16 protein-coding genes and 1 pseudogene are annotated in these 20,294 nt (G+C 68.7%); 8 read left to right on the top strand and 9 right to left on the bottom strand.

Going from position 1 to position 20,294, the window contains the following annotated elements; genetic code table 11:
* Positions 1-93: 93 nt before the first annotated feature.
* The 5 genes from CIB93_RS22260 to CIB93_RS22240 all read right to left on the bottom strand — a co-directional run bounded on the left by CIB93_RS22260 (position 94) and on the right by CIB93_RS22240 (position 7,309).
* Positions 94-594, bottom strand: coding sequence for a hypothetical protein (locus CIB93_RS22260; protein WP_143660076.1), 501 nt, complete (start codon positions 592-594; stop codon positions 94-96).
* 115 nt (positions 595-709) lie between these two features.
* Positions 710-1,999, bottom strand: coding sequence for a hypothetical protein (locus CIB93_RS22255; protein WP_143660075.1), 1,290 nt, complete (start codon positions 1,997-1,999; stop codon positions 710-712).
* A gap of 553 nt (positions 2,000-2,552) precedes the next feature.
* Positions 2,553-4,250 carry a nickel transporter gene (locus CIB93_RS22250; RefSeq protein WP_096629226.1) on the bottom strand — a complete coding sequence of 566 codons (1,698 nt, stop codon included), beginning with the start codon at positions 4,248-4,250 and terminating at the stop codon, positions 2,553-2,555.
* Positions 4,247-5,599 (bottom strand): tetratricopeptide repeat protein, encoded by a 1,353-nt coding sequence (locus CIB93_RS22245; protein WP_096629224.1) that lies wholly within the window; start codon positions 5,597-5,599, stop codon positions 4,247-4,249. Before CIB93_RS22245 ends, CIB93_RS22250 begins: the two co-directional genes overlap by 4 nt.
* 108 nt (positions 5,600-5,707) lie before the next feature.
* Entirely contained in the window at positions 5,708-7,309 is a 1,602-nt protein-coding gene (locus tag CIB93_RS22240; protein ID WP_096629222.1) for a DUF4331 domain-containing protein, read from the bottom strand.
* 660 nt (positions 7,310-7,969) lie between these two features.
* Between CIB93_RS22240 and CIB93_RS22235 the strand changes: the two genes are divergently transcribed.
* Positions 7,970-8,845, top strand: coding sequence for a DUF4394 domain-containing protein (locus CIB93_RS22235; RefSeq protein ID WP_096629220.1), 876 nt, complete (start codon positions 7,970-7,972; stop codon positions 8,843-8,845).
* 235 nt (positions 8,846-9,080) lie between these two features.
* Positions 9,081-9,380 (top strand): transposase, encoded by a 300-nt coding sequence (locus CIB93_RS39655; protein ID WP_096629219.1) that lies wholly within the window; start codon positions 9,081-9,083, stop codon positions 9,378-9,380.
* Positions 9,381-9,478: 98 nt separating this feature from the next.
* Here the strand turns inward: CIB93_RS39655 and CIB93_RS22225 are convergent.
* A protein-coding gene (locus tag CIB93_RS22225) for an IS5 family transposase (protein ID WP_373558787.1) occupies positions 9,479-10,287 on the bottom strand; the annotation gives its coding sequence in 2 pieces (ribosomal slippage) (positions 9,479-9,939 and positions 9,939-10,287; 810 coding nt in all).
* 31 nt (positions 10,288-10,318) lie between these two features.
* Between CIB93_RS22225 and CIB93_RS22220 the strand changes: the two genes are divergently transcribed.
* Positions 10,319-10,780, top strand: coding sequence for a DDE-type integrase/transposase/recombinase (locus CIB93_RS22220; protein ID WP_179500202.1), 462 nt, complete (start codon positions 10,319-10,321; stop codon positions 10,778-10,780).
* Between the two features lie 30 nt (positions 10,781-10,810).
* Here the strand turns inward: CIB93_RS22220 and CIB93_RS39460 are convergent, their stop codons facing one another.
* Together CIB93_RS39460 and CIB93_RS22210 are read right to left on the bottom strand one after the other, a co-directional pair.
* Positions 10,811-10,975, bottom strand: a complete 165-nt coding sequence (locus CIB93_RS39460; RefSeq protein ID WP_306454825.1) for a hypothetical protein — start codon at positions 10,973-10,975, stop codon at positions 10,811-10,813.
* Positions 10,976-11,332: 357 nt separating this feature from the next.
* Entirely contained in the window at positions 11,333-11,836 is a 504-nt protein-coding gene (locus tag CIB93_RS22210) for a DUF4383 domain-containing protein (RefSeq protein ID WP_096629215.1), read from the bottom strand.
* A 301-nt stretch (positions 11,837-12,137) separates the two neighbouring features.
* Between CIB93_RS22210 and CIB93_RS22205 the strand changes: the two genes are divergently transcribed.
* The 4 genes and pseudogenes from CIB93_RS22205 to CIB93_RS22190 all read left to right on the top strand — a co-directional run bounded on the left by CIB93_RS22205 (position 12,138) and on the right by CIB93_RS22190 (position 17,135).
* Positions 12,138-12,719: a fasciclin domain-containing protein gene (locus CIB93_RS22205; protein ID WP_096629214.1), complete on the top strand. Its 582-nt coding sequence runs from the start codon at positions 12,138-12,140 to the stop codon at positions 12,717-12,719.
* Positions 12,720-12,864: 145 nt separating this feature from the next.
* Positions 12,865-14,463, top strand: a complete 1,599-nt coding sequence (locus CIB93_RS22200) for a molybdopterin-dependent oxidoreductase (protein ID WP_096629212.1) — start codon at positions 12,865-12,867, stop codon at positions 14,461-14,463.
* 810 nt (positions 14,464-15,273) lie between these two features.
* A pseudogene (locus CIB93_RS22195) lies at positions 15,274-15,900 on the top strand (DUF4394 domain-containing protein); the annotation flags it as partial.
* A gap of 578 nt (positions 15,901-16,478) precedes the next feature.
* Complete coding sequence (locus CIB93_RS22190; RefSeq protein ID WP_096629208.1) at positions 16,479-17,135, top strand: fasciclin domain-containing protein; 657 nt, start codon at positions 16,479-16,481, stop codon at positions 17,133-17,135.
* Positions 17,136-17,383: 248 nt separating this feature from the next.
* Here CIB93_RS22190 and CIB93_RS22185 read toward each other — a convergent pair whose 3' ends face one another.
* Positions 17,384-17,692, bottom strand: coding sequence for a hypothetical protein (locus tag CIB93_RS22185; RefSeq protein WP_096629207.1), 309 nt, complete (start codon positions 17,690-17,692; stop codon positions 17,384-17,386).
* 492 nt (positions 17,693-18,184) lie between these two features.
* Between CIB93_RS22185 and CIB93_RS22180 the strand changes: the two genes are divergently transcribed.
* On the top strand, positions 18,185-20,287 hold the full coding sequence (locus CIB93_RS22180; RefSeq protein WP_257002309.1) for a condensation domain-containing protein: 2,103 nt from the start codon (positions 18,185-18,187) through the stop codon (positions 20,285-20,287).
* Positions 20,288-20,294 lie beyond the last annotated feature (7 nt).

The following is a 20,294-nucleotide window of genomic DNA, read 5'->3' as shown; positions in this document are numbered from 1 at the left end:
CTGCGCCCGCAACGGCGGCGGAGCCGAACGGGGGCGTGTACTGGCCAGAGCCCGGCCCGGCGTGGCGGGGTGGAGTCGCGGCGCGACGGAGGCTCAGGCGTGCGCCATTTCTCCCGCGGTGGCAAGGGGTAGGGAGTGCAAGGCGTGCACCAGGCCGGGCCAGGCGGAGACGTGTGCGGCGACGGCGGGATCGGTACGTTCCAGGAACGCGAGATGGCGGACGGCGTGCGCTACGACGTGGCCGACTTCCAGGTCCGGAGGGGACGGGTGGCCCGGCCTGGATGAGCGGGCAATCCTGTGCGGTTCCGGGAGCAGGGTGCCGGGCTGGTCCGGGGCGGGGTCCGGGTGGACGAGGTAGGTCAGGGTGATGCCGCCCTCGCGAGTGGCCCGCCAGCTGGTCGAGTGCACCAAGTGCGTCTCGTCGTGTTCGCCAAGGAGCGCGAGACCCCTCGCGGCATGGTCCGGGCTCACCCCTCTGCCGAGTGCCGTGATCAGCCGGCGATAGGTGAAGCCCTCGCGTGGATCGTGCCGCAGCAGCACCACTTCGACGGCGACCGGCGGCACATCAGGCGCTTCGTGCGAGGCGAGCGGCATCGTGCACGGCTCCAACGTCGGCGGGAGAGTCCGGAGGGGAGGGGCCCCTCTGCCGATCTTATTGCAAAGCCTATGCAAGTGCGCAAATCGACTTAAAGGGGTCCACTGGTTTTCTCTACGCCTGCGAACGCGTGCCGGTCTGCTGGTCGTCGGTCTCTTCCTCCCACCACCATTGGCTACTCTCTGCGGTGTCGGTCAGCCGGACGCCGCCGGCTGCCAGGGCTTCACGCAGCTCGTCCGCCAGGTCGTAGGCGCCGTCCGCACGCAGCCTCCTGCGCAGGCCGAGAAGGGGCACCAGGATCCGCCCGAGGGTGTGCTCCGGCTCGCTCAGACCACGCCCGGCGTCCTGGGCGAGGCGGCGGATCATGCCGTGCAGGACCGTGCGGGCCCACTCTCCGCCCTGGTCCTCCTCCATGTCGGCGCTCCACGCGGCGATTACCGACTCAAGCTCCACCGCCGCCTCGGCCATGGTCCGGGCGTCCCGCGCTTCCTGCGCTGAATCGAACCGCAACTCCGCTGCCGCAACGGCCTCCTGCAGTGTCGCCGCACCGCCGGTGCCGGCCGTGGCGGCGTGGCGGGCGGCGCCGGCACCCTCATCGGTTTCGGCAGGACGGCGAGGCAAGGGAACCACTGCGGGTTGCGTTCCTGCCACCAAGTCGCGCAGTTGCTCCACGGGCAGCGTGGTGCCGCCGGGCACCAGGACGCTCGCTCCCCGCCGCCGGATCGTCATGACACCCCGCCCCCACACACGTACCAGCGAGGTACCGAGATCGACGATGACAGCCGTGTGCTCATCGATGCCGAGGACGGCGCTCTCGTCGGGGAGTTCGTGCTCCAGGACGGTGAGGCGGGGCTCGCCCAGATAGCAGAAGCGGGTGTCGTGCGTGCCTCCCTCGGCGTTGTCGTAGTGCGGGATCACCGCGACCGGCAGGCCGAGCACCCCGAGCAGATCAAGCCCGGTCAGCCACGCGGGAGGATGCCCGGCTTTGTACACCTCGTAGACGGGCAGCGCCGCGAATCCCACCGTGCACGCCGCTGCGGAGGCCATCACCGTCACGCCGTGCCCGCGTGCCACCCGTTCGCGCAGGATCTCGCCCAGGCGCAGGGTGTGCCACCGGTTCAGCGCGTACGAGGGGCTGCCGGGCCCCGAGAACACCCAGTCCGCCCTGCGCACCAGGTCACGGACCTTGTCCGCGCCGCCATCGCCCGGCGTACCGCTCGAAGGGGCGTCCGCGCCGCTGTCCGGAGCGACCACTGTCGCGAGGCTCACGGAGCGTCGGAAGTATTCGCGGGCACGGTTGGAGATGTCGTCGCGGTTGACCTGGAATCCGTACGGTGTCTCCAGGATCACCGCATCAGCGTCGCCGCCCAGGTGCGCGACGAGTTCCCGGTGCAACGTGACCATGGTCGGGCTCGTCTCGCCCGAACCCATCAGAGCCAGAACACCCCCACGAGCATCCACATCCCACCCCTCCCCCTCCGCTCAGGGTGAGCGGACCCCTATCCGTACCCCAAGCGCACCGCCCACATGCCGCCGCGCACCCCTCACCGGCCGCCGACACGCACGGAAAGAAGTGGCAAGCAGATCGGAAACCGCCCGGGTGCGTACCGGGCGGCGTTCTCCCCTGCTTCTCCGGACTCAGCGAGGGACGTGGACCATCCGGCCGCTCTCCCTGCCGTTCTTGCCCTCCTGGCGGCCTGCGCCCTCGTATGCGTCACCCGCCGACTGTGCCGGAGCAGCCCAACGTCGACGCGCTCGAAAGCGCGCCTCGGCCTGCTGGTTGCCGTCGGCGGGCTGCTGTTCACCGCAGCCTGCTGCTGAGTCCGAAGGTGGCGCAGGGCCAGTTCTGGTTCATGCTCTCCGGCTTCATGCGTGGCTGCCGTCTACGCGGTGAAGGGGCACGCGCTTGCTTCGCGCCCCGCCGCGGCCCCGAGACGTGATCCGTGAAGGCCCTTCGCTACCCGTTCCCCGTGGCGGCCCGCAGGGTAAGGCCGAGGCCTACGCAGACGACGAGGAGCGCGGTGATGACGGGGCCGGTCCGTACCAGCTTCCGGAGGAGGGGGTTGCGGCGCAGAGTTCGAGTCCGGTCATGGCTCTCGATGCGTTCACGCAGGCGGACGAGGAGGAGTCCGGCGAGGGTGAGCGTGGCGGCCATGCCGAGGCCGTAGCCGATGACGAGGAGGACACCGAAGGCGGTGCGCCCCAGGGCCACCGCGCCGAGGAGCACGACCAAAGCGGAGGGGCTGGGGACGAGTCCGCCCGCGATGCCCATGCCGACGAGGCCCGACCTGCTTGCACGCCGGGTGCTCTTGGGGGGTGTCGACGTGCTCGACGGAAGGTGCTCGTGGTCCGGCGGGGCGAGGGTGGCGACCCTGACGTCCGGCCGGAGGTCCGCGGCTGGTGCGGTGCCGGGCTCGGTGGGCGATGCGACGGGCCCGTGATCGTGCGGGCCGTCCGGCCCGTGGTCGTGGCCATGATGGTGGCTGGCGTCACCATGGCTGTGGCTGTGGCTGTGGCCCGGCCCGTGGTGATGGTGGTGGCCGCCGTCACTGTGGCTGTGACCGTGGTGCGGTCCGTGGTGGTGGTGGTTGTGTTGCGGCCTGCCACGAACGGCTCCGTTGAGGAGCCACAGGCCGATGCCTGTGACGAGGAGTCCGCTGGCGGCTCCGAGCCACATCAGGACGGATTCGCCGGCCAGGTGGGTGGAGACCGGCAGAGCGAGACCGAGAACGAGGACACCGGCCGTGTGCGTGAGGGTCACCGTGGCGCCGACGGTGAGCGCGTCGCGTCTGGTGCCGCGGCGGCCTGCGAGGTAGGCGGCCATGATGGTCTTGCCGTGGCCGGGCATCGCCGCGTGGGAGGCCCCCAGGACGATGGCGAGGAGCAGAGCCAGCAGTCCCACCGGGAGCGTGATCTCGCGGGCCCCGACGAGGGCGTCGAAGGCCCCGGTCACCTTGGCAAGCGCCGCGCTGATCACGCCCGCGCCGGGGAGGTCCGCCACCGCCGGCAGGGTCGCCCCCTGTCCGGGCTCGGTGTTCAGTGCCGCTGTGCGCTGGTCGAGCGCGGAGGCGAGGGGATCTTCCGGGTACTGGCGCAGTTCGCGGGTCGCGGACGTGGCGGGAACGTCGCTCCGGGTGATGCTGAGGCCCTGGCCTGTGGCGGTCATTTCGTGCCAGCCGACGCGTCGGGTGTCGTAGTCCGTCTCAGCCCGGATCTCGGCGGGTGCGCCCAGCTCGGCCGGGGCGCTCAGCCGGCAGGTGAGGCGACTGGTCTGCAGACCCGCCTCGCCCTTCTGGTACTCCAGGGCGGCCGAAGACCGACTCCAGTCCACTGCCGTTCCGTCCACGTTCAGGTGGAGCTGCCCGCTCAGCGAGGAGCAGGTCTTCTCAGCGTAGGCGCGCGATTCGCCGTCGCTGATCGTGCCGTCGCGGTCGGCGTCGACGGTGGGGCGTTCCTGGAGGGCTGCGATCTCCGCGCGGTCCACCACGATGTGGGCGTCGATCCGGTCGGGCCGAAGGACGAGGCCCGTGTGGTGGTTGACGCTGAAGTTACCCAGGGGGTGGGCGGTTGCGTGGGGGGCTGCTGCCACGCAGGCGAGGGCGGCGAAAGCGGTGGCGGCCAGGGTAGTGACGGTTCGGCGCAGGGTGTGGTTCATGGTGTGGTGTCGATTCGCTGGAGCAGGGTGCGGGCGGCATCGGCGTGCAGAGGGTGGAAGGCCGGCTCGCGCAGCGCCTCGGTCAGGTCGCGGCGCGCTGCCTCGGTGTCGCCGAGGGAGTGGTGGATGGCGGCACGGTGGTAGCGGAAGAGCGCGCTGCGAGTGCCCTGGGCCAGGGCCTTGTCGGCCTGGGCGAGGGCTTCGGCATCCCGGCCTGCCTGGTGCAGAGCCCAGGCGTACGCGTCGTGGACGGCGACGAACGGGCGTGTGCGAAGGGTCTGTTCGGCCATGGTGAGGGCCCGCTTCGGGTTGCCGTGGTCGGCTTCGAAGAGGATCGCGTCGGTGTCCGCCGGGTCGCCGGCCGCTTCCCGGATGCGGTCCTGGGCGCGCAGGAGTTCATAACTCTCTTCGGCCCGGGCGCCGTTGCCCAGTGACTGCTCCAGTTCGCCCAGGCCCAGCAGGTAGTGGGGCAGGGGGGCGATCGCGATGGCCGCCCGGTAGTCGGCAAGAGCCTTGGCGGTGTCACCCAATGCCAGGTGCGCGCGGGCCCGGGTCTCCAGGAGCGCCGAATCGCCCGGGGCGGCTCTGAGCGCGGTCTGTGTGCGGGTGAGGGCTGCCCGGGGGTTGGCGTTCTGGAGATCCAGGGTGGCCAGGACGTTGTGGGCGAACGCCCGCTCGTCCCCCGTGGCCGCTGCCGCCAGGGATCTGCCCATCAGGGCGCGGGCCCGCTCGGTGTCTCCCTTGAGTTCGAAGGCGTAGGAAGCGCGGGCGAGGGAGGCGGCGTCCGGCCGCAGATCCGCCATCTTCTGCACGGCGGCGTCGGCTTCGTCGTAGCGGCCGAGCTGGGTGTACGCGTCGGCCAGGACCCCGTAGGCGGAAGAGCTGTACGGGCCGCTCGCGGTTGCTTTGCGGGCCCATTCCAGTGCGGTGGGGAAGTCGTGGCGGGCAGCGGCCAGGGCGCCCATGGCGATTTCCGCGTCCGTGTTTCCCTCGCGCTGGACGGAGAGCGAGGTGCGCAGCGCCTTCTCGGCCCGGTCATAGGTGGCCGGATCAGCGGTGGTACGCGCTTGCTGGACGTAGGCCATTCCCAGGGCGGCCCAGCCGCCTGCGTCTTTCGGCAGCCGGGTCACGCGCGCCTGGAGCGCCTCGATCGACCCGCTCGGCGCACCGACGGGCTGGCCGTGGGCCGAGGGTGGCGAAGAGGTGGTGCCGCCGGGTGTCAGCATGACCGCCCCGACGGCGAACATCGTCGCACCGAGGGCCAGGGTGATCGCGATGTTCCGCACTCGACGGCCACCTCGTGCCCGTGGTGGCGGCGCGGACTGGGAAGTGGTGTGGTCCGGATGCACGAAAGGTCCTCCCCTTGTGTCGGGCGTCGACGGCGCGGGTGCCCGGGCCGGTGCAGCGCTGCCCTGGCCCGGGCACTGTGAACGCCGTGCGTGTGTGGCGCTGCCGGGTCAGCTGTCCTTGTTGCGACGGCGCAGGCGGAAGCCGCCGATGCCGAGGAGCAGCGCACCGGCGCCGGCGAGCGCCGCGGCCTGGGTGGTCTCCATGGCGGGGCCGGCCGGGCGGTTATGTGCCGAGGTCTGCTCGGCGTTGCGGCCGGCCGCGTCAGGGCCGCGGTTGACGTGCTTGGTGTGGGGCAGCGCGACGTAGGGGAACGAGGCGCCGAAGGGGACCTCGTTGGTGTCGACCTTGTCGCCTTCCGCGAGCGCGGGGACGAGTTCGCCGGTCTGGGCGGCGCCCATGACGGCCTGGAGCGAGATGTCGATGACGTCGTCGGCGAGGCGGCGCCCGTTCGGGAAGCCTGCCAGGTCGCCCGCGAGCACTCCGAGGCGCTGCGGTTTCGCGGTGGGCGGCACCGTCATGTTCAGGCGCAGCTCCTCCGCCGGGACGATCCTCTTGAGTGGCGCGTCCTTGTTGAGGCGGTGCGCGTTCAGGTCGGCCTTGATCGGACCACAGGCCTTGCAGATGCCCGTCAGGTAGATCTCCGCGAGGTCGTTGCGGGGCGTCTTGGGGGCGGGGATGCCGTAGACCTGCTGGATGAGCTTGGGCAGGATCGGGTCGTACACCTTGTCGACGACCGGCTGGACGGTGCGGTCCTGGCTGGGGTTGAGGGTGTTGAAGGCGTCCTTGAACTTCAGCGGGACGACGACCTCGTTGACCAGCGGGTTCCCGAGGCGGGAAACCTGCTTCCACTGCTGCCCGGCAGCCTTGTCACGGGAGTCGTTGACTGTGACGCCCCCGCGGTCGGTGGTCGACCACACGCCGATGACCGGGTTGCGGGAGGTGTTCCCGTTCAGGGCGAGCTGCTTCTTGGGGACCTGGATGGCGATGGTGTTGACGTTGTAGCCGGCCAGGGTGTCCTGGCCTCGCTCGCTCAGGTCGCCGCCGTACAGCAGATCGAAGACGCGGAGGTCGGCGAAGAAGGGGTCCTCGGCCTGGCCCGCGTACGTCTTGCCGCCGCCCGGCAGACCGAAGGTCGCCTGCTTGCGCAGGGCCGCGTAGTCGGGCATCGACGCCTTGCCGGTACGGGACGGGGCGGCCGGCACACCCTTCAGGACGGTCCGGCTCTTTCCTCCGGTGGTGACGACGAGGTCGTAGACCTGGCGGAAGTTCAGGTCCGGGTCGTTCAGCGAGGTGACCGGGCCGGTGTTGTAGAGGAACTGGTTCGCGTCGTCGCGGTAGCTGCTGCGGAAGCGCCAGCTGTAGGTGACATCGGCGACGCCGTCACCGGTGTTGTCGATCTTGATGTTGTAGCGCAGGTCGTCGCCGAACGCGTAGAAGTTCGGGCCGCCGTTGGGCTCCTCGAACGGGATCCAGTTCGCCACCATCGTCACGGTGTCGGACTTGTCGGGGCTGGTGAACGCGTACACGTCGGTGTTGTCCGCCCGCGGGTCCCCGGCGATCAGGGGGGCCTCACGGTGGCTGGAGGCCGCGCTGAGGCCGGGGGCGAGGGTCATCGCTCCGAGCCCGGCGGCCAGGGTGGTGCTGCCGAGCACGAGCAGGGACTTGTCCAAGACGCGCCGCGAGCGCGGCCTGGCCTTCGAAAGCTTCACGGCATTCCTTCTGTCTGCTGCCCCTGCCTCTCACCGCGGCCGTGAGGGCATGCGGTGGCCAGGGGGGTGGGCTGATGGGATGGCGTGCGGCACCGCGCCGGAACATCTCGCGCCGACCGTGCCGACGGAAAGGACGCACGCAACAACCGGCAGGGCCGGGACCCGGCCACACCGTCAAGCGTCGCTCCGCCGTAGACAAGCACGCCGAAACCCCATTCCGGGCCGACCAACCTGACGTCGTCACGTCAGCCGCGGGGGCCGATTCAGACGAAAGGCCCGGTGGGAGCGGCAAAGCAGCGGAAAAGGTGCCGCGCAGAAATGACGACGACACAGACGCCCGGCACTGGGCCGAAAGAGTCACGCAGCTCTTGCTGCAATCTATGTGCAACAGCCACCGCCTAGCAGTATCACTGGCACAGCGCGGCGGTGTCGCTGGAGCACCGCGCTGAGGAGGGGACCACGGCAGTCGGCCGTGCACTCATCCCCGCAAGTCGGCGGCCGCACATACCGAAGGCACGATGAGATGCCAACCGCCCACCCGTCGCACGACTCCAACGGAGTGAACCCGAACGCCTCACCCAATCCGCGCGTGCCACAGCCTCGTACGACTTACGACTCGCCGACTTTTCGCGTCGGCGCCCTCTCTTCTCCGGGAGAATCATGCGTAAGCGCAAGACCGCTATCGCCGCCGTATCCCTGGCCGTGGCAGCGGCCCTGGCCGTCCCGGCACTGGCCACCGCGGACGGCCGCCACGGGCACGGCCCGGACCACGGAGCACACAAGGCGCTCACCGCCATCGGACTCACCGCCGACCAGCACCTGGTCCAGTTCGACGTCGACCGGCCCGCCAAGCCGATGAACATCGGCAAGGTGTCCGGACTGCGCGGCGACACCAAGATCGTCGGCATCGACTTCCGCGTCCAGAACGAAAAGCTCTACGGCGTCGGCGACAAGGGCGGCATCTACACCCTCAGCACCATCAACGCCAAGGCCATGAAGGTCTCCCAGCTCACCGTTACCCTCTCCGGCAAGCACTTCGGCGTCGACTTCAACCCCGCCGCCAACCGGCTCCGCGTCATCAGCGACACCGGCCAGAACCTGCGCCACAACATCGACGACAACGCCGCCCCGCTCTCCACCATCGCCGACGACACTCTCACCAACCCCACCACACCGCCCACCACCGCCCGCGGCGTCACCGCCGCCGCCTACACCAACAACGACCTCAACCCCGCCACCGCCACCACCCTCTTCGACATCGACACCACCACCGACCGCGTCTCCCTGCAATCACCCGCCAACGCCGGCACCCTCGCACCCACCGGCAACCTCGGCATCAACGCAGGCCCCGACGCCGGCTTCGACATCCACACCTCACCCAAGGACGGCACCAACCACGGCTTCGCCACCCTCAAAACCGGCGAAACCATGCGCCTCTACCACGTCGACATCCTCACCGGCGCCATCCAGGACCTCGGCGCCTTCCCCCGCCCGAAGCAGGTCACCGACCTCGCCCTGCCCATCGACCAGGGCTGAGCCGACCGAGGGGGCCCGTGCGGTGGTCCGACACAGTCGGACCACCGCACGAGTTCACCGCACCCGGTGCTCGCTCTCACACCTGTGATTACGTGACAGCGCAGCCCGGTGCACGCCGGGGCGCCTGCGGGCGGCCGATCATGACTCTCCGTGGGGGTAGCAGGAACGTGAATTTTCCCCTTGATTGTGGACACCTGGAGACTGGGACCTGAGGTTCCAGAGGAAGTAGCACCAGGTGGAAAGCAAGTGCACGAAGCGGTACACCGAGGAGTTCAAGCGGGACGCGATCGCGCTCGTCGACTCCTCGGGCAAGACGGTCACGGCTATCGCCCGGGAATTCGGCATCAGCTCGGAGTCTCTGCGCGGCTGGTACCGCCGGGCCAAGGCCGACCGGGGCGAGGGCGCCCCGGGTCGAGCTGACCAGCGCCGAGCGCGAGGAACTGCACCGGCTGCGCAGAGAGAACCGCGAGCAGCAGCAGACGATCGAGATCCTGAAAAAGCGACGTCCTTCTTCGTGAGGGAGAACGACCGGTAACCGCGTTGTACCGGTTGATCCATGCGGAGAAGGCGAACTACCCGGTCATGCTGCTGTGCCGGGTGCTGCACGTGGCCCGCTCCTCCTAAGAAGTCATCTCATTTGGTGAGCCTGCGGTAGCAGATGAGGGTGCAGGCGATGCTGGTGAAGGCGAGGAAGTGGTCGGCTTTGCGTTCGTAGGGGCGGTGGAGTCGTCGGCATCCGGCGAGCCAGGCCATGGTGCGTTCTACGGTCCAGCGGTGGCGGCCCAGTCGTTGCGTGGACTCGACTCCCTTGCGGGCGATGCGGTGGGTGATGCCGCGCTCGCGTAACCATCGCCGCAGGTGGGCGTAGTCGTAGCCCTTGTCGGCATGGAGCTTGCCGGGCTTGCGCCGTCGCCGGCCGCGGCGCGAAGAGATCGGCGGGATGCCCTTCACGAGCGGGATCAGGGCCTGGCTGTCGTGCAGGTTGGCCCCGGAGATGCCGATGGATATGGGCAGACCTGATCGTTCCGTGATCAGGTGGATCTTCGAGCCGTACTTGCCCCGGTCGACAGGATTCGGACCTGTCAGGTCCCCCTTTTCAGGGCCCGCATGTTCACCGAGTCGATCGCGCAACGCGACCAGTCCAACTCGCCACGAGCACCGAGCTCGTCGAGGACCAGGCGGTGGAGCCTGGCCCACACCCTGGCCTTCGACCACTCCGAGAACCGCCGGTGTGCAGTCGCTCCGGACGGGCCGAACGACACCGAAGGCAACTGCTGCCAGGTACAACCCGACGTAGCCACGAACACGATCGCGGCCAGCACCTCCCGGTCACCGTGCCGACGCCGACCACCGCCCTGAGGCCGCGACGGCGCCTCCGGCACCACCCGCTGGAACAACTCCCACAACTCGTCCGGCACCAACCGCTCAACGATCCCCACCATGACTCACAGAATACTGAGTCATCCAAATGAGATGCCTCTAAGCCGGCTCTACCTCGCCTGCCGGCTGGACCTGGCCACCCGCGAGGTCGTCGGCTACGCGATGGCCGACCGCCACCGCGCCGAGCTCGTCGTGGACGCCCTCGACATGTCCCACGGCCGAGGCGGTCTGGAGCCCGGATGCGTGATCTACAGCGATCGCGGAAGCGAGTACACCTCAGCTCAATTCCGCGATCGAATACGGGAGCTGGGGCTACGGCAGAGCTGCGGGCGCACCGGATCGTGTTTCGACAACGCCGCAGCGGAGAGTTTCTGGGCCCTGCTCAAGGAAGAGATCGGAACCCGGACCTGGCCCGACCGGGCCACCGCCCGCGCCGAGGTCTTCACCTTCATCGAGACCTTCCACAACTGCCGCCGTCTACGCAAGCACAAGATCTTCGGTTACCTCACCCCGGCCGGGACCAGGGAGCGACATCAACACGCCATCGCGGTATAACGAACGAGTGTCCAAGATCATGGGGAAACTTCAGTTCTTGTCCAGGCCCGCGACGCCGACGACATTGGCCTTCCCCGTGTGGTCGGCTGCGGTATCGGCGGCCTGGGCCTTGCACTTGGCGCACCAGGGCACCCAGAACCAGAGCACGGTCGGCTTGCCCGCCAGGGTGCTGCCGTCGAAAGGCTTGCCGTCCACCGTGGTCGCGGTGAACCGGAGCCCCCCGGCACCGCCGGCCCGGAGGTTGCGTCGCGGCTGAGGCCGGAGACGGCCGGCGGCTGCGCGGATGGAGGGCTCCAGTGTGGTCGGGATGGGAGTGACTCTAGAACTGCCTTTCCGCTCCGCGGGCCCGTCAGAGCGCACGGTTCGATGACGTGAGCGGGATACGGCCCTTCCGGCGAGCCCGTGAACCTGGCCACGTGGGAGGGCGGCGTTCCGGTGCCGAGATCCACAGCCAGTGCCAACGTGCCCGCAGCGAAGTTGCGGATGTGTATCAGCCCTTCCCCTGCGGTGTCCTGCCGCGCTCTGCGCCAGCCGGGACTGTGGCCCGGCGTGCTACTGCTGCTCGTGGCGGGCGCGCCAGTACGGGTTGTCATGCGGGAGGCTCGCGCTGACCCGCCCGTACATGCCGAAGGTCATCAGGAGGACACCCATCACGAAGCTGAACAGGACGTTCTGCAGCTCGAAGGCAAGGAAGTTGTAGTCGCTCTCCAGCAGAGCCAGGTTGGCGAACCCACTGACGATGAAGGCCACTCCGGTGACCATGTTGAGCGTGGAGGCGAGGTTCCCGCCGATGACCGCACCGGCGAGGAGGACGACTCCGATCATGATGGAGAGGGTGCTCAGCGCACCGTTGGTGTTCAGCCCCAGAACTGTGTCACCACCGGTGCTGAAGAAGCCGATCCGGTCCAGCAGCCCGAGTACGCCGAACATCACGAGGAACGCTCCGAAGAAGCCGGCGCCGACACCGTAGACACGACTGAGCCGGTGGTCCACCGGCAGGTGTTCGTCCAGACGGGCGCCACGCAGAGGCATTCGGGGCAGGTGAATGGTTGACATCAAAACCTCCTCGGTTTCCGCTGCCCCCACCTATGTGTAATTCGGTGCAGACCTGTCGAAGGATGGGGTGTGGAACTGCGGAATTCTGCTGTCAGTCCGGTCGGGGTTCCATGGCTTCGCCAGGCGCCGTGTGGTCTCCTCTGCTTCCATGGAGGGGATGGCATGGGGTGGCAGCGAGAAAGCTCATCGAGGTGGAGTGGGCCGGACAGTGGGCCCCGGATCTCCCCGCCCCCGCCGAACCGGCAGCCATGAACTGCACGGGCCCGAACAGTGGCCCGCCCTCCCCGAGGAGGAACCCTTCGTGAAAGCTCCCCGTATCTCCCGCGCGGCGATAGCCGGTGCTGTCGCCATTGTCCTGCCTGTGTCACTGGGTGTCATGGCGCCACAAGCGTTCGCCCAGACGGCCACGCAGGATCCCTACGGTCCTGCCTGCTCATCCGTGCCCAAGGAGGGCAAGGGAAGCCTGGACGGCATGGCGCAGGACCCGGTCGCCACTGCAGCGTCCAACAACCCGGAGCTCTCCACCCTGGTCACCGCGGTGAAGAAGGCCGGTCTGGTCGACACGCTCAACAACGCGGAGAACATCACCGTCTTCGCACCGAGCAACGACGCCTTCGACAAGATCCCCAAGGCGGACCTCGACAAGCTCCTCGCGGACAAGGAGGAGCTGACCAAGGTGCTCACCTACCACGTGGTCGGTGAGGACATCACCCAGAAGCAGCTGGAGGACGGGTCGTTCAAGACCCTTGAGGGAGGCACCCTCACCACCACCGGATCGGGTGAGGAATTCACCGTGAACGATTCAGCGAAGATCGTCTGCGGAAGTGTTCCCACAGCCAACGCGACCGTCAACATCATCGACACCGTTCTCACTCCGCAGTAGCCCCCTTCGGGCACCCGGCGCAGAGCCCGGCGATCGCAACGGGCTCTGCGTCTGTTCGTACCGGCTGCCCGAATCGCCGTCACGCCGTGCCCTCAGCGGGAGCCCGAGGGTGCGGCGTCCCAGTTCTCCGGTGAAATGGACGCACATGAAGAGCACGAAGGATTCCCGCCACCTGTGGGTCAGGGTTCCGCTGGCCGCGCTGAGCGGTCTACTGGCGGGGTTCGCCGCGCTCGCCGTCGCGGAACTGGTGTCGGCCGCGGTGCGGCCTGAATCGGGTCCGGTCACGGCTGTCGGCGGAGCGGCGATCGACCGTACCCCCACAGCTGTCAAGGACTGGGCGATCCGGAACTTCGGCGAGGACGACAAGCTGATCCTCCAGCTGGGCATCCTCGCCACCCTCGCCGTGCTCGCTGTGCTCCTCGGTGTGGTGGCCTTGCGGTTCCGCAGAGGCGGTGCTGCGGGCGTGCTGGCTTTCGGGGTGATCGGCGCCGCCGCGGCCGTGTCCCGCCCTGACTCGACCGGCGTCTCCGACGCACTGCCGTCCGTGGTGGGCGCGATCGTGGCCGCAGGGCTGCTCTTCCTGCTGATCGGACGGCTGACCACCCCCCAACGGGCAGGAGCCCGAGCCCCGGACGAAGAGACCGGGTACAAGGGGTGGGACAGGCGGGGCTTCCTGGTCGCGGCCCCGGCCGCAGCAATCGCCTCCGTCGGCGCGGGTGCGCTGGGACGGCACCTGAACCGTGCGAAGGCGCAGGATGCGGTGGCCTCGCGGTCGCAGGTGACGCTGCCCGCTCCGGATTCACCTGCCGCCCCGATCCCGGCCGGAGCCCAGGTCGGAGTGCCCGGCGTCAGCCCGTTCACCACGTCGAACAAGTCGTTCTACCGGGTGGACACCGCCCTGGTGATCCCCAAGATCGACGCGGCCACGTGGAAACTCCGCATCCACGGCAAAGGCGTCGCACGGCCCCTGACCGTGACCTTCGACGACCTGCTCCAGCGAGAGCTGATCGAGCGGGACATCACCCTCACCTGCGTTTCCAACGAGGTCGGGGGCCCCTACATCGGTCACGCGCGATGGCTCGGGACACGCCTGGGCGATCTTCTCCAGGAAGCCGGGGTGCGGCCGCCCTCCCGGGGAGGTCCGGCGGATCAGCTGGTGGCACGCTCCGTGGACGGCATGACGCTGGGCACGCCGGTCGAGGACGTCATGGACGGTCGGGACGCCATGCTGGTGGTGGGGATGAACGGAGAGCCATTGCCGTTCGTCCACGGCTTTCCGGTCCGGATGCTCGTCCCCGGCCTCTACGGGTACGTGTCCGCCTGCAAGTGGATCGAGGACATCGAGCTCACCACGTTCGACACCTACGACCCGTACTGGGTGAAACGGAAATGGGCGCGCAGGGCTCCTGTCAAGACCCAGTCCCGCATCGACACACCGAAGCCGTTCGCCCGGCTGGAGCCCGGCACGGTCATGGTGGCGGGCGTCGCCTGGGCCCAGCGCCGTGGAATCGAACGCGTCGAGGTGCGGATCGACGACGGGCCGTGGCAGGACGCCGATCTCGCGGCCGAGGCCACCATCGACACCTGGCGCCAGTGGTCATACCCCTGGAAGGCCACCCCGGGCGGACACACTCTCACCGTCCGGGCCACCGAACGCGGCGGAGCGGTCCAGACCGAGAAACGCACCAAAACCGTTCCCGACGGAGCAAGCGGCTGGCACTCCGTCGTCGTCACCATCGACTGAACTCAGCAACATATCCGGGCGAACCAGTCGCAACACCGGCAGGTGGCCCGCCCTTTCAGGTCCGCCCCACCCGCTGACGGCATGTGACGGACGGCTTCCGCCCTGCAGCCTCACAAGCGCGTGCCGGTGCGCTGGGGCAACGGCCTGGGGAAGAATGAGCTGCCCGCCGGAGCTCCCGGGCGGGCGGTGTGACGGCGTGCCACGGGGCCCGCTTTGAATGCCTTCGAACTTGAAGGTTGGCCTGCGCAGACACAGCCGCCGCCGTCCGCACGCTGCCGCGGAAGTGGTCACACCTGCGGCAGGCGCCCAGGGTTTCACCTCGTCGACCGGTACCGGACCCGAGCGGGTTCGATGGCCTTCCCCTCCGGCTGATGCGCCGCTTTTCAACTCCTCCCAGCCCCTGTCACCTGTGAGCGGCGGGCATGAGGCCGTCTCCCGCTGGGGTGGACCTCGACCGGAACAGGAGGATCTCGTACGGGGCGCACAGCACGCGGCATCGACAGCACGGAGAACGGTAATCCGTTTCCACCCCGGGCGAGGGGCAGCCCTCATGCGGGTGCCGACTGGATGGGTGTGCACCGCGCACGGCAGCGCCGCGCACGTGGTCTCGTCGTCCTGGGCTCCCAACAGAGGGAAGCCGCATTCTGTGAAGGAGAAGAGATGCGCAGACCGGTTCTCGCCGTGGCCCTGATCGCGGTTGTGGCCTCCGTCGTTCCTGTATCGACAGGCGCCTGGGCAGCTGCCCGACTGCCCGCTCAGGGCGGCCCCACACCGAAGTGAGAAGCCGAACGGAGCAAGGCGAAGGGCGAACTGTCGGTCATCGGGCTGACCGCCGGTCAGCGCCTGGTTCAGTTCCGCACCGGGTCCCCGTCCAAGCCCCGGCCGCTGGGCAAGATCAGCGGTCTGAACAAGGACACCAAGCTGGTCGGCATTGCCTTCCGCGTCCAGGACTCCAAGCTGTACGGCATCGGTGACAAGGGCGGCATCTACACCCTGAACACCCGCAACGCCAAGGCGGCCAAGGTGTCCCAGCTGACCGTCACCCTGGCCGGCCGCTCCTTCGGCGTCGACTTCAACCCCGCCGCGAACCGCCTGCGCGTCATCAGCGACACCGGCCAGAACCTCCGCCACAACATCGACGACCCGGCCGCGCCACGCACCACTACCGCCGACACCCCGCTCACCAACCCCACCACGCCCCCTACCACGGCCAAGGGAGTGACCGGCGCCGCCTACACGAACAATGACCTGAACCCGGCCACCTCCACCTCCCTGTTCGACATCGACACGACGAACGACCGCATCTCGCTACATTCACCGGCCAACTCCGGCACCCTCGCACCCACCGGGAACCTCGGAGTGAACGCCGGATTCGACATCTATTACTCCCACCGGACCCAGACAAACCACGGCTTCGCAACACTCAGCGTCAACGGCGTCATATGAACGGCGCCGACTGGGGGCCGGTGCGGTGCTCACACGGACGGTGAGAAACCTGTCGGCAATACCCGTAACTACGAAGAGAGTTACCGCGGGGCGCCCAGGAGAGTAACGCCCCGCGGCAGCCGCTCCTCGCGGACCTTCAACCGCGAAGAACGGTGCGGCTCCCCATTCCCCATGGCTTGCCGCAGCACATGCGGTGCCTCCTCCAAAGCGCCGCACACCGTGCATTCGCCACCGGGCGCATCCCGGATTGGTCAGAGATCGAGAAGCCCACCGGACGGGCCAAGCCGGCTACCGGGAGCGACAGCAGCAACGACGGCCACATCTTTTTCGCCAACACACCAATCCGAAGAGCCGGTTGCCTCGAATAGCAGGCATGACGATCAACGAGACGCCTGTGGCCCGACACGGACCCAGCGATGTCCCCGCCACGCGCCGGAGACAACCCCTCTGATCATCTTCCCCGCGTCCCACCGCGCTTGTCGACGTGAACCTCGCCGCACCGGGACCGAACCCCCTGCAGCCCTCAGACAGCACTGAGAGCGGCTACCCGAGTACACAGGAGAATTTCCGTGAACGCCTTCCGCTTCCGCCGCGCCGCCGTCGCCGTCACCGCCGCCGTCACCCTGCCCCTCGCACTGGCCGCCTGTGGCGGGGACGACAGCTCTTCCGACGCGGCCGCCGACAAGGTCAGCAGCTCCGCGCCCGCCAAGGAGAAGTCGAGCCCGGCGACGGACGAAAGCACTTCCGTGGACGGACCGTTCGGGCCGGCATGCGCATCGGTTCCGCAGGACGGGGCAGGGTCCTTCGACGGCATGGCACAGGACCCTGTCGCCACCGCCGCATCCAACAACCCGGCCCTGTCCACCCTGGTCACCGCGGTGAAGAAGGCCGGGCTCGTCGACACCCTCAACAACGCCAAGAACATCACCGTGTTCGCGCCGACCAACGACGCCTTCGCGAAGATCCCGAAGGCCGACCTCGACAAGGTGTTGGCCGACAAGAAGATGCTCACCGACATCCTCACCTACCACGTCGTCGGTGAGAAGCTCACCCCGCAGCAACTGGAGAGCGGCACCTACGAGACCCTCCAGAAGTCCACCCTGGCCACCAAGGGCTCCGGCGAGGACTACACGGTCAACGACAACTCCAAGGTCGTCTGCGGCAACGTCCCCACCGCCAACGCCACCGTCTACATCGTCGACACCGTCCTGATGCCGAAGGCGTAACACTCCCGCGGCCCGCGACGACCGGCACGGTGACGCGGCAGCATAAGACCGAGGCATTTCGGGCGCGCGGACATCACCGCCGAGGCCCAAGGCACCATCTGCTCGGGCCCTCCTTCCGCACCGACAGGATTTGGCGGCAAGCGGGCGGTTCCGGCCCCAAAAGCACCCGGTCGCCGTTGGCCTTGGAATCACGAAGCTCCCCCACGCAACAGCGTGGGGGAGCTTCGTGATTCCAAGGCCAACGGCGTTCAGGGCCGCACGGTGCACAGAGCGAGGAGACAGAGGTTGAATCCCTGGGTATTGCTGGGGCCTGTGTGGCTACCGGGGCCGGATTCGCCGACCGTGCACCGGGCCAGCAGGCAGAGGTTGCCGCCCTGTATCCCCCGGTAGAAGGCGAGCGGACCGGTGGACGTTCCGCCTTCGCGCGCAGTGTGTGCCTGGCGAGGTGCCACGTCGGAAGAGGAGGCCGCCGAGGCGGCGGGAGCGGAAGCCAGCAGCACGGTGCCGACGAGGGCTCCGACGAGCGGCCACCGCAGAGCAGGAAGAGGAATCTTCATGAAGTTCTCCAGTTCAATACCGGGACATGGAAACACAGTGACCGAACGAATGTCCGAGCATCGCCTGTTCGGTGCGAAGCCTTCTCCGGATGGGTGCCTGGCGTAAAGCCGCCTGGGATTAGCCGATACGCGCCAGTGAACTGCAAAAGATCGCCCCCTCGCAGTGTCGTGCGCCACATGGGCAATCCGAGAGTGAAGTGACTTCGAACGACTGGTTTGAGGGCCCCGTAGGGGCGAAGCCGGTGCAACGGAGGCTGTCAGCGTGCCAAGGCCCTCAGAAGTGAATGCTTCGCAATCGCGATGCGTGCGTGCCCGACTCGTTCCGGGCTTTCCCGCCAAGCCATCCGCCGCCGCCCCGTAGCTCGCCTGCGGCGCACCGCCGATCTCCCAGGGCCGGCAGTTCTCACAATCGGCTCCGCCCGTTCCGCTCCGCCCTGCTGCACATGCGCGCCCTGGCCCATGCCGTCGTAGGTCTCACCGAGGTGAAGACGCGTGACCGACGCACCGCATACCCGAACCCCGACGGACCCCCTGCGCCTGACCGCAGCTCAGCAGGGGGTCTGGTTCGCGCAGCGTCTCGACCCGGCGGATCCGGCGTACAACATCGCGGAATACGCCGATATCCAGGGCCCTGTGGAACCGGAGCTGTTGCGTCGCGCTGTCGGCCACACCGCGGCCGAGATGGAATCTCTGCGTACCACCTTCGGTGAGCGGGACGGGGTTCCCTTCCAGCGCGTACTGGAGAGCACGTCCATATCCGTGCCGTTGGTGGACCTCTCCCACGAGAGGGATCCGCACGCCGAGGCTCTGCGGCGGATGCGACTGTGTCTGGCTGAACCCGCGGACGTTACGGCGGGACCCCTGGTCCGCCTGACTCTCTACCGCCTCTCTCCCTCTCACCACCTCTTCCACCAGCAGGTGCACCACCTGGCCCTCGACGGCTACGCGGCCATTCTGGCTCTCTCCCGTATCGCCGAGGTCTACACCTCTCTCGTCCTCGCCCCGGACGCCCTCCCCGAGGTGCGGCCCGCAGGTTCTCTCGCCACCATCATCGAGGAGGAGGACACCTACCTCGCGTCCGAACAGGGCGCCCGGGACGAAAGGTTCTGGGCAGGGCACCTCGTCGGCGCCCTCCCGTCCGAGCCTCCTGCGCCATCCGGCGCGAAGAGGTACGGGACAACGTCGGTGCGACGGGTGTACGGCCCGGCGGAAACGGCACGGCTGAAGGCCGCCGCCAAGCGAGCCGAAACCGGCTGGCCGACGTTCGTCATGGCGGCCCTGGCGGTGTGCCTGCACCGGGAGAAGGGGCTCGGCGAGGTCATGCTCGGCCTGCCGGTCACCGGTCGGCGCACCCCGGTGGCGCGGGCGACACCTGCCATGCTCAGCTCGATCCTGCCGATGCGGCTCGCGGTCTCCCCCGCGGACCGGGTGGCCGATCTGGCGCGCAGGGCCTCCGCCGAAGCCCGTTCGGTGCTCCGTCACCAGCGCAGGCCGACCGAGACACTGCGCCACCAACTGGGGCTGACCGACACGACGACGGCGCTGACCGGACCGTCCGTCAACATCCTCGCCTTCGACGACGCCCTGCGATTCGGCCTCCACCCGGCCACCCTGCACAATCTGTCGATCGGCCCGGTCGAGGACCTGGCCGTGGCCGTACACGCCTCCTTCGGCGACGGCGGCATGCACGTCGATCTGCTGGGCAACGCCGCACACTACGGCCAGCAGGACCTCATGGGGCCGCATGAGCGCCTGTGCCGGGTCCTCGACGCGTTCGTGGAGGACCCTGAGCGGACCATCGGAGCGGTAAGCCCCGTTGATCAGGACGAACAGCGGCGGGTGCTCGGCCTCGGCGCCGCTCGGCTGTCGGGAAGCGACGCCCCGGAACCGTCCCCCGTGACCGAGCAGTTCGCCCGGCAGGCACGGATCACTCCGCACCTCACCGCCGTCGTCTGCGACGGCGTGTCGCTCACCTTCAACGAACTCAGCCACCGGGTGAACCGCCTGGCGGCCGTGCTCACCTCGCGGGGCGCCCGGCCCGGCACCCGGGTCGCGGTGGGCCTGCCACGCTCCACCGATCTGGTGGTGGCGATACTCGCCGTGATGCGGACGGGGGCCGCGTATCTGCCGCTCGACCCCTCCTACCCGGCGAACCGGCTCGCCTTCATGATCGACGACTCCCGGCCAGTCGCCCGGGTGGCGACCGCGTCCTCGGCGGGCACGATCGACCCGCGGGGTTCGGTTCCGCGCATCGACCCCTCGACGACGGCACCGACCGGTGCGAGCGGCGAGCCGGTCGGTCCCGCACCGCAGGACGCCGCGTACGTCATCTACACCTCCGGGGCCACCTGCCGCCCCAAGGGTGTCGCCGTGGAGCACCGTTCCCTGAGTAACCTTCTGGAGCACCACCGCCAGGAGGCTCACACGCTGGCCGAGGAAGCCCTGGGGCGACAGCTGCGGGTCGCGCTGAGTGCCGCGACCTCCTTCGATGCCTTCTGGGGCCCGGTGCTCTGGATGGTCGCCGGACACGAGTTACACATCATCGCGGACGACGTCCGCCGCGATCCTCAGACGCTGTTGTCTTTCCGAGTCTGACGACTGT

This window comes from Streptomyces sp. WZ.A104 (genome assembly GCF_002382885.1).
Taxonomy (GTDB): domain Bacteria; phylum Actinomycetota; class Actinomycetes; order Streptomycetales; family Streptomycetaceae; genus Streptomyces.
The sequence above is the reverse complement of the archived record's forward strand: the minus strand, read 5'-3'. Positions and strand labels throughout refer to the sequence as shown.

What these genes read in the sequence shown, in the direction of transcription:
- CIB93_RS22260 (WP_143660076.1), bottom strand. Translation starts at nt 594, where the DNA reads ATGCCGCTCGCCTCGCACGAAGCGCCTGATGTGCCGCCGGTCGCCGTC.
- CIB93_RS22255 (WP_143660075.1), bottom strand. Translation starts at nt 1,999, where the DNA reads ATGGTCACGTTGCACCGGGAACTCGTCGCGCACCTGGGCGGCGACGCT.
- CIB93_RS22250 (WP_096629226.1), bottom strand. Translation starts at nt 4,250, where the DNA reads ATGAACCACACCCTGCGCCGAACCGTCACTACCCTGGCCGCCACCGCT.
- CIB93_RS22235 (WP_096629220.1), top strand. Translation starts at nt 7,970, where the DNA reads ATGCGTAAGCGCAAGACCGCTATCGCCGCCGTATCCCTGGCCGTGGCA.
- CIB93_RS22220 (WP_179500202.1), top strand. Translation starts at nt 10,319, where the DNA reads ATGCCTCTAAGCCGGCTCTACCTCGCCTGCCGGCTGGACCTGGCCACC.
- CIB93_RS22210 (WP_096629215.1), bottom strand. Translation starts at nt 11,836, where the DNA reads ATGTCAACCATTCACCTGCCCCGAATGCCTCTGCGTGGCGCCCGTCTG.
- CIB93_RS22200 (WP_096629212.1), top strand. Translation starts at nt 12,865, where the DNA reads ATGAAGAGCACGAAGGATTCCCGCCACCTGTGGGTCAGGGTTCCGCTG.
- CIB93_RS22185 (WP_096629207.1), bottom strand. Translation starts at nt 17,692, where the DNA reads ATGAAGATTCCTCTTCCTGCTCTGCGGTGGCCGCTCGTCGGAGCCCTC.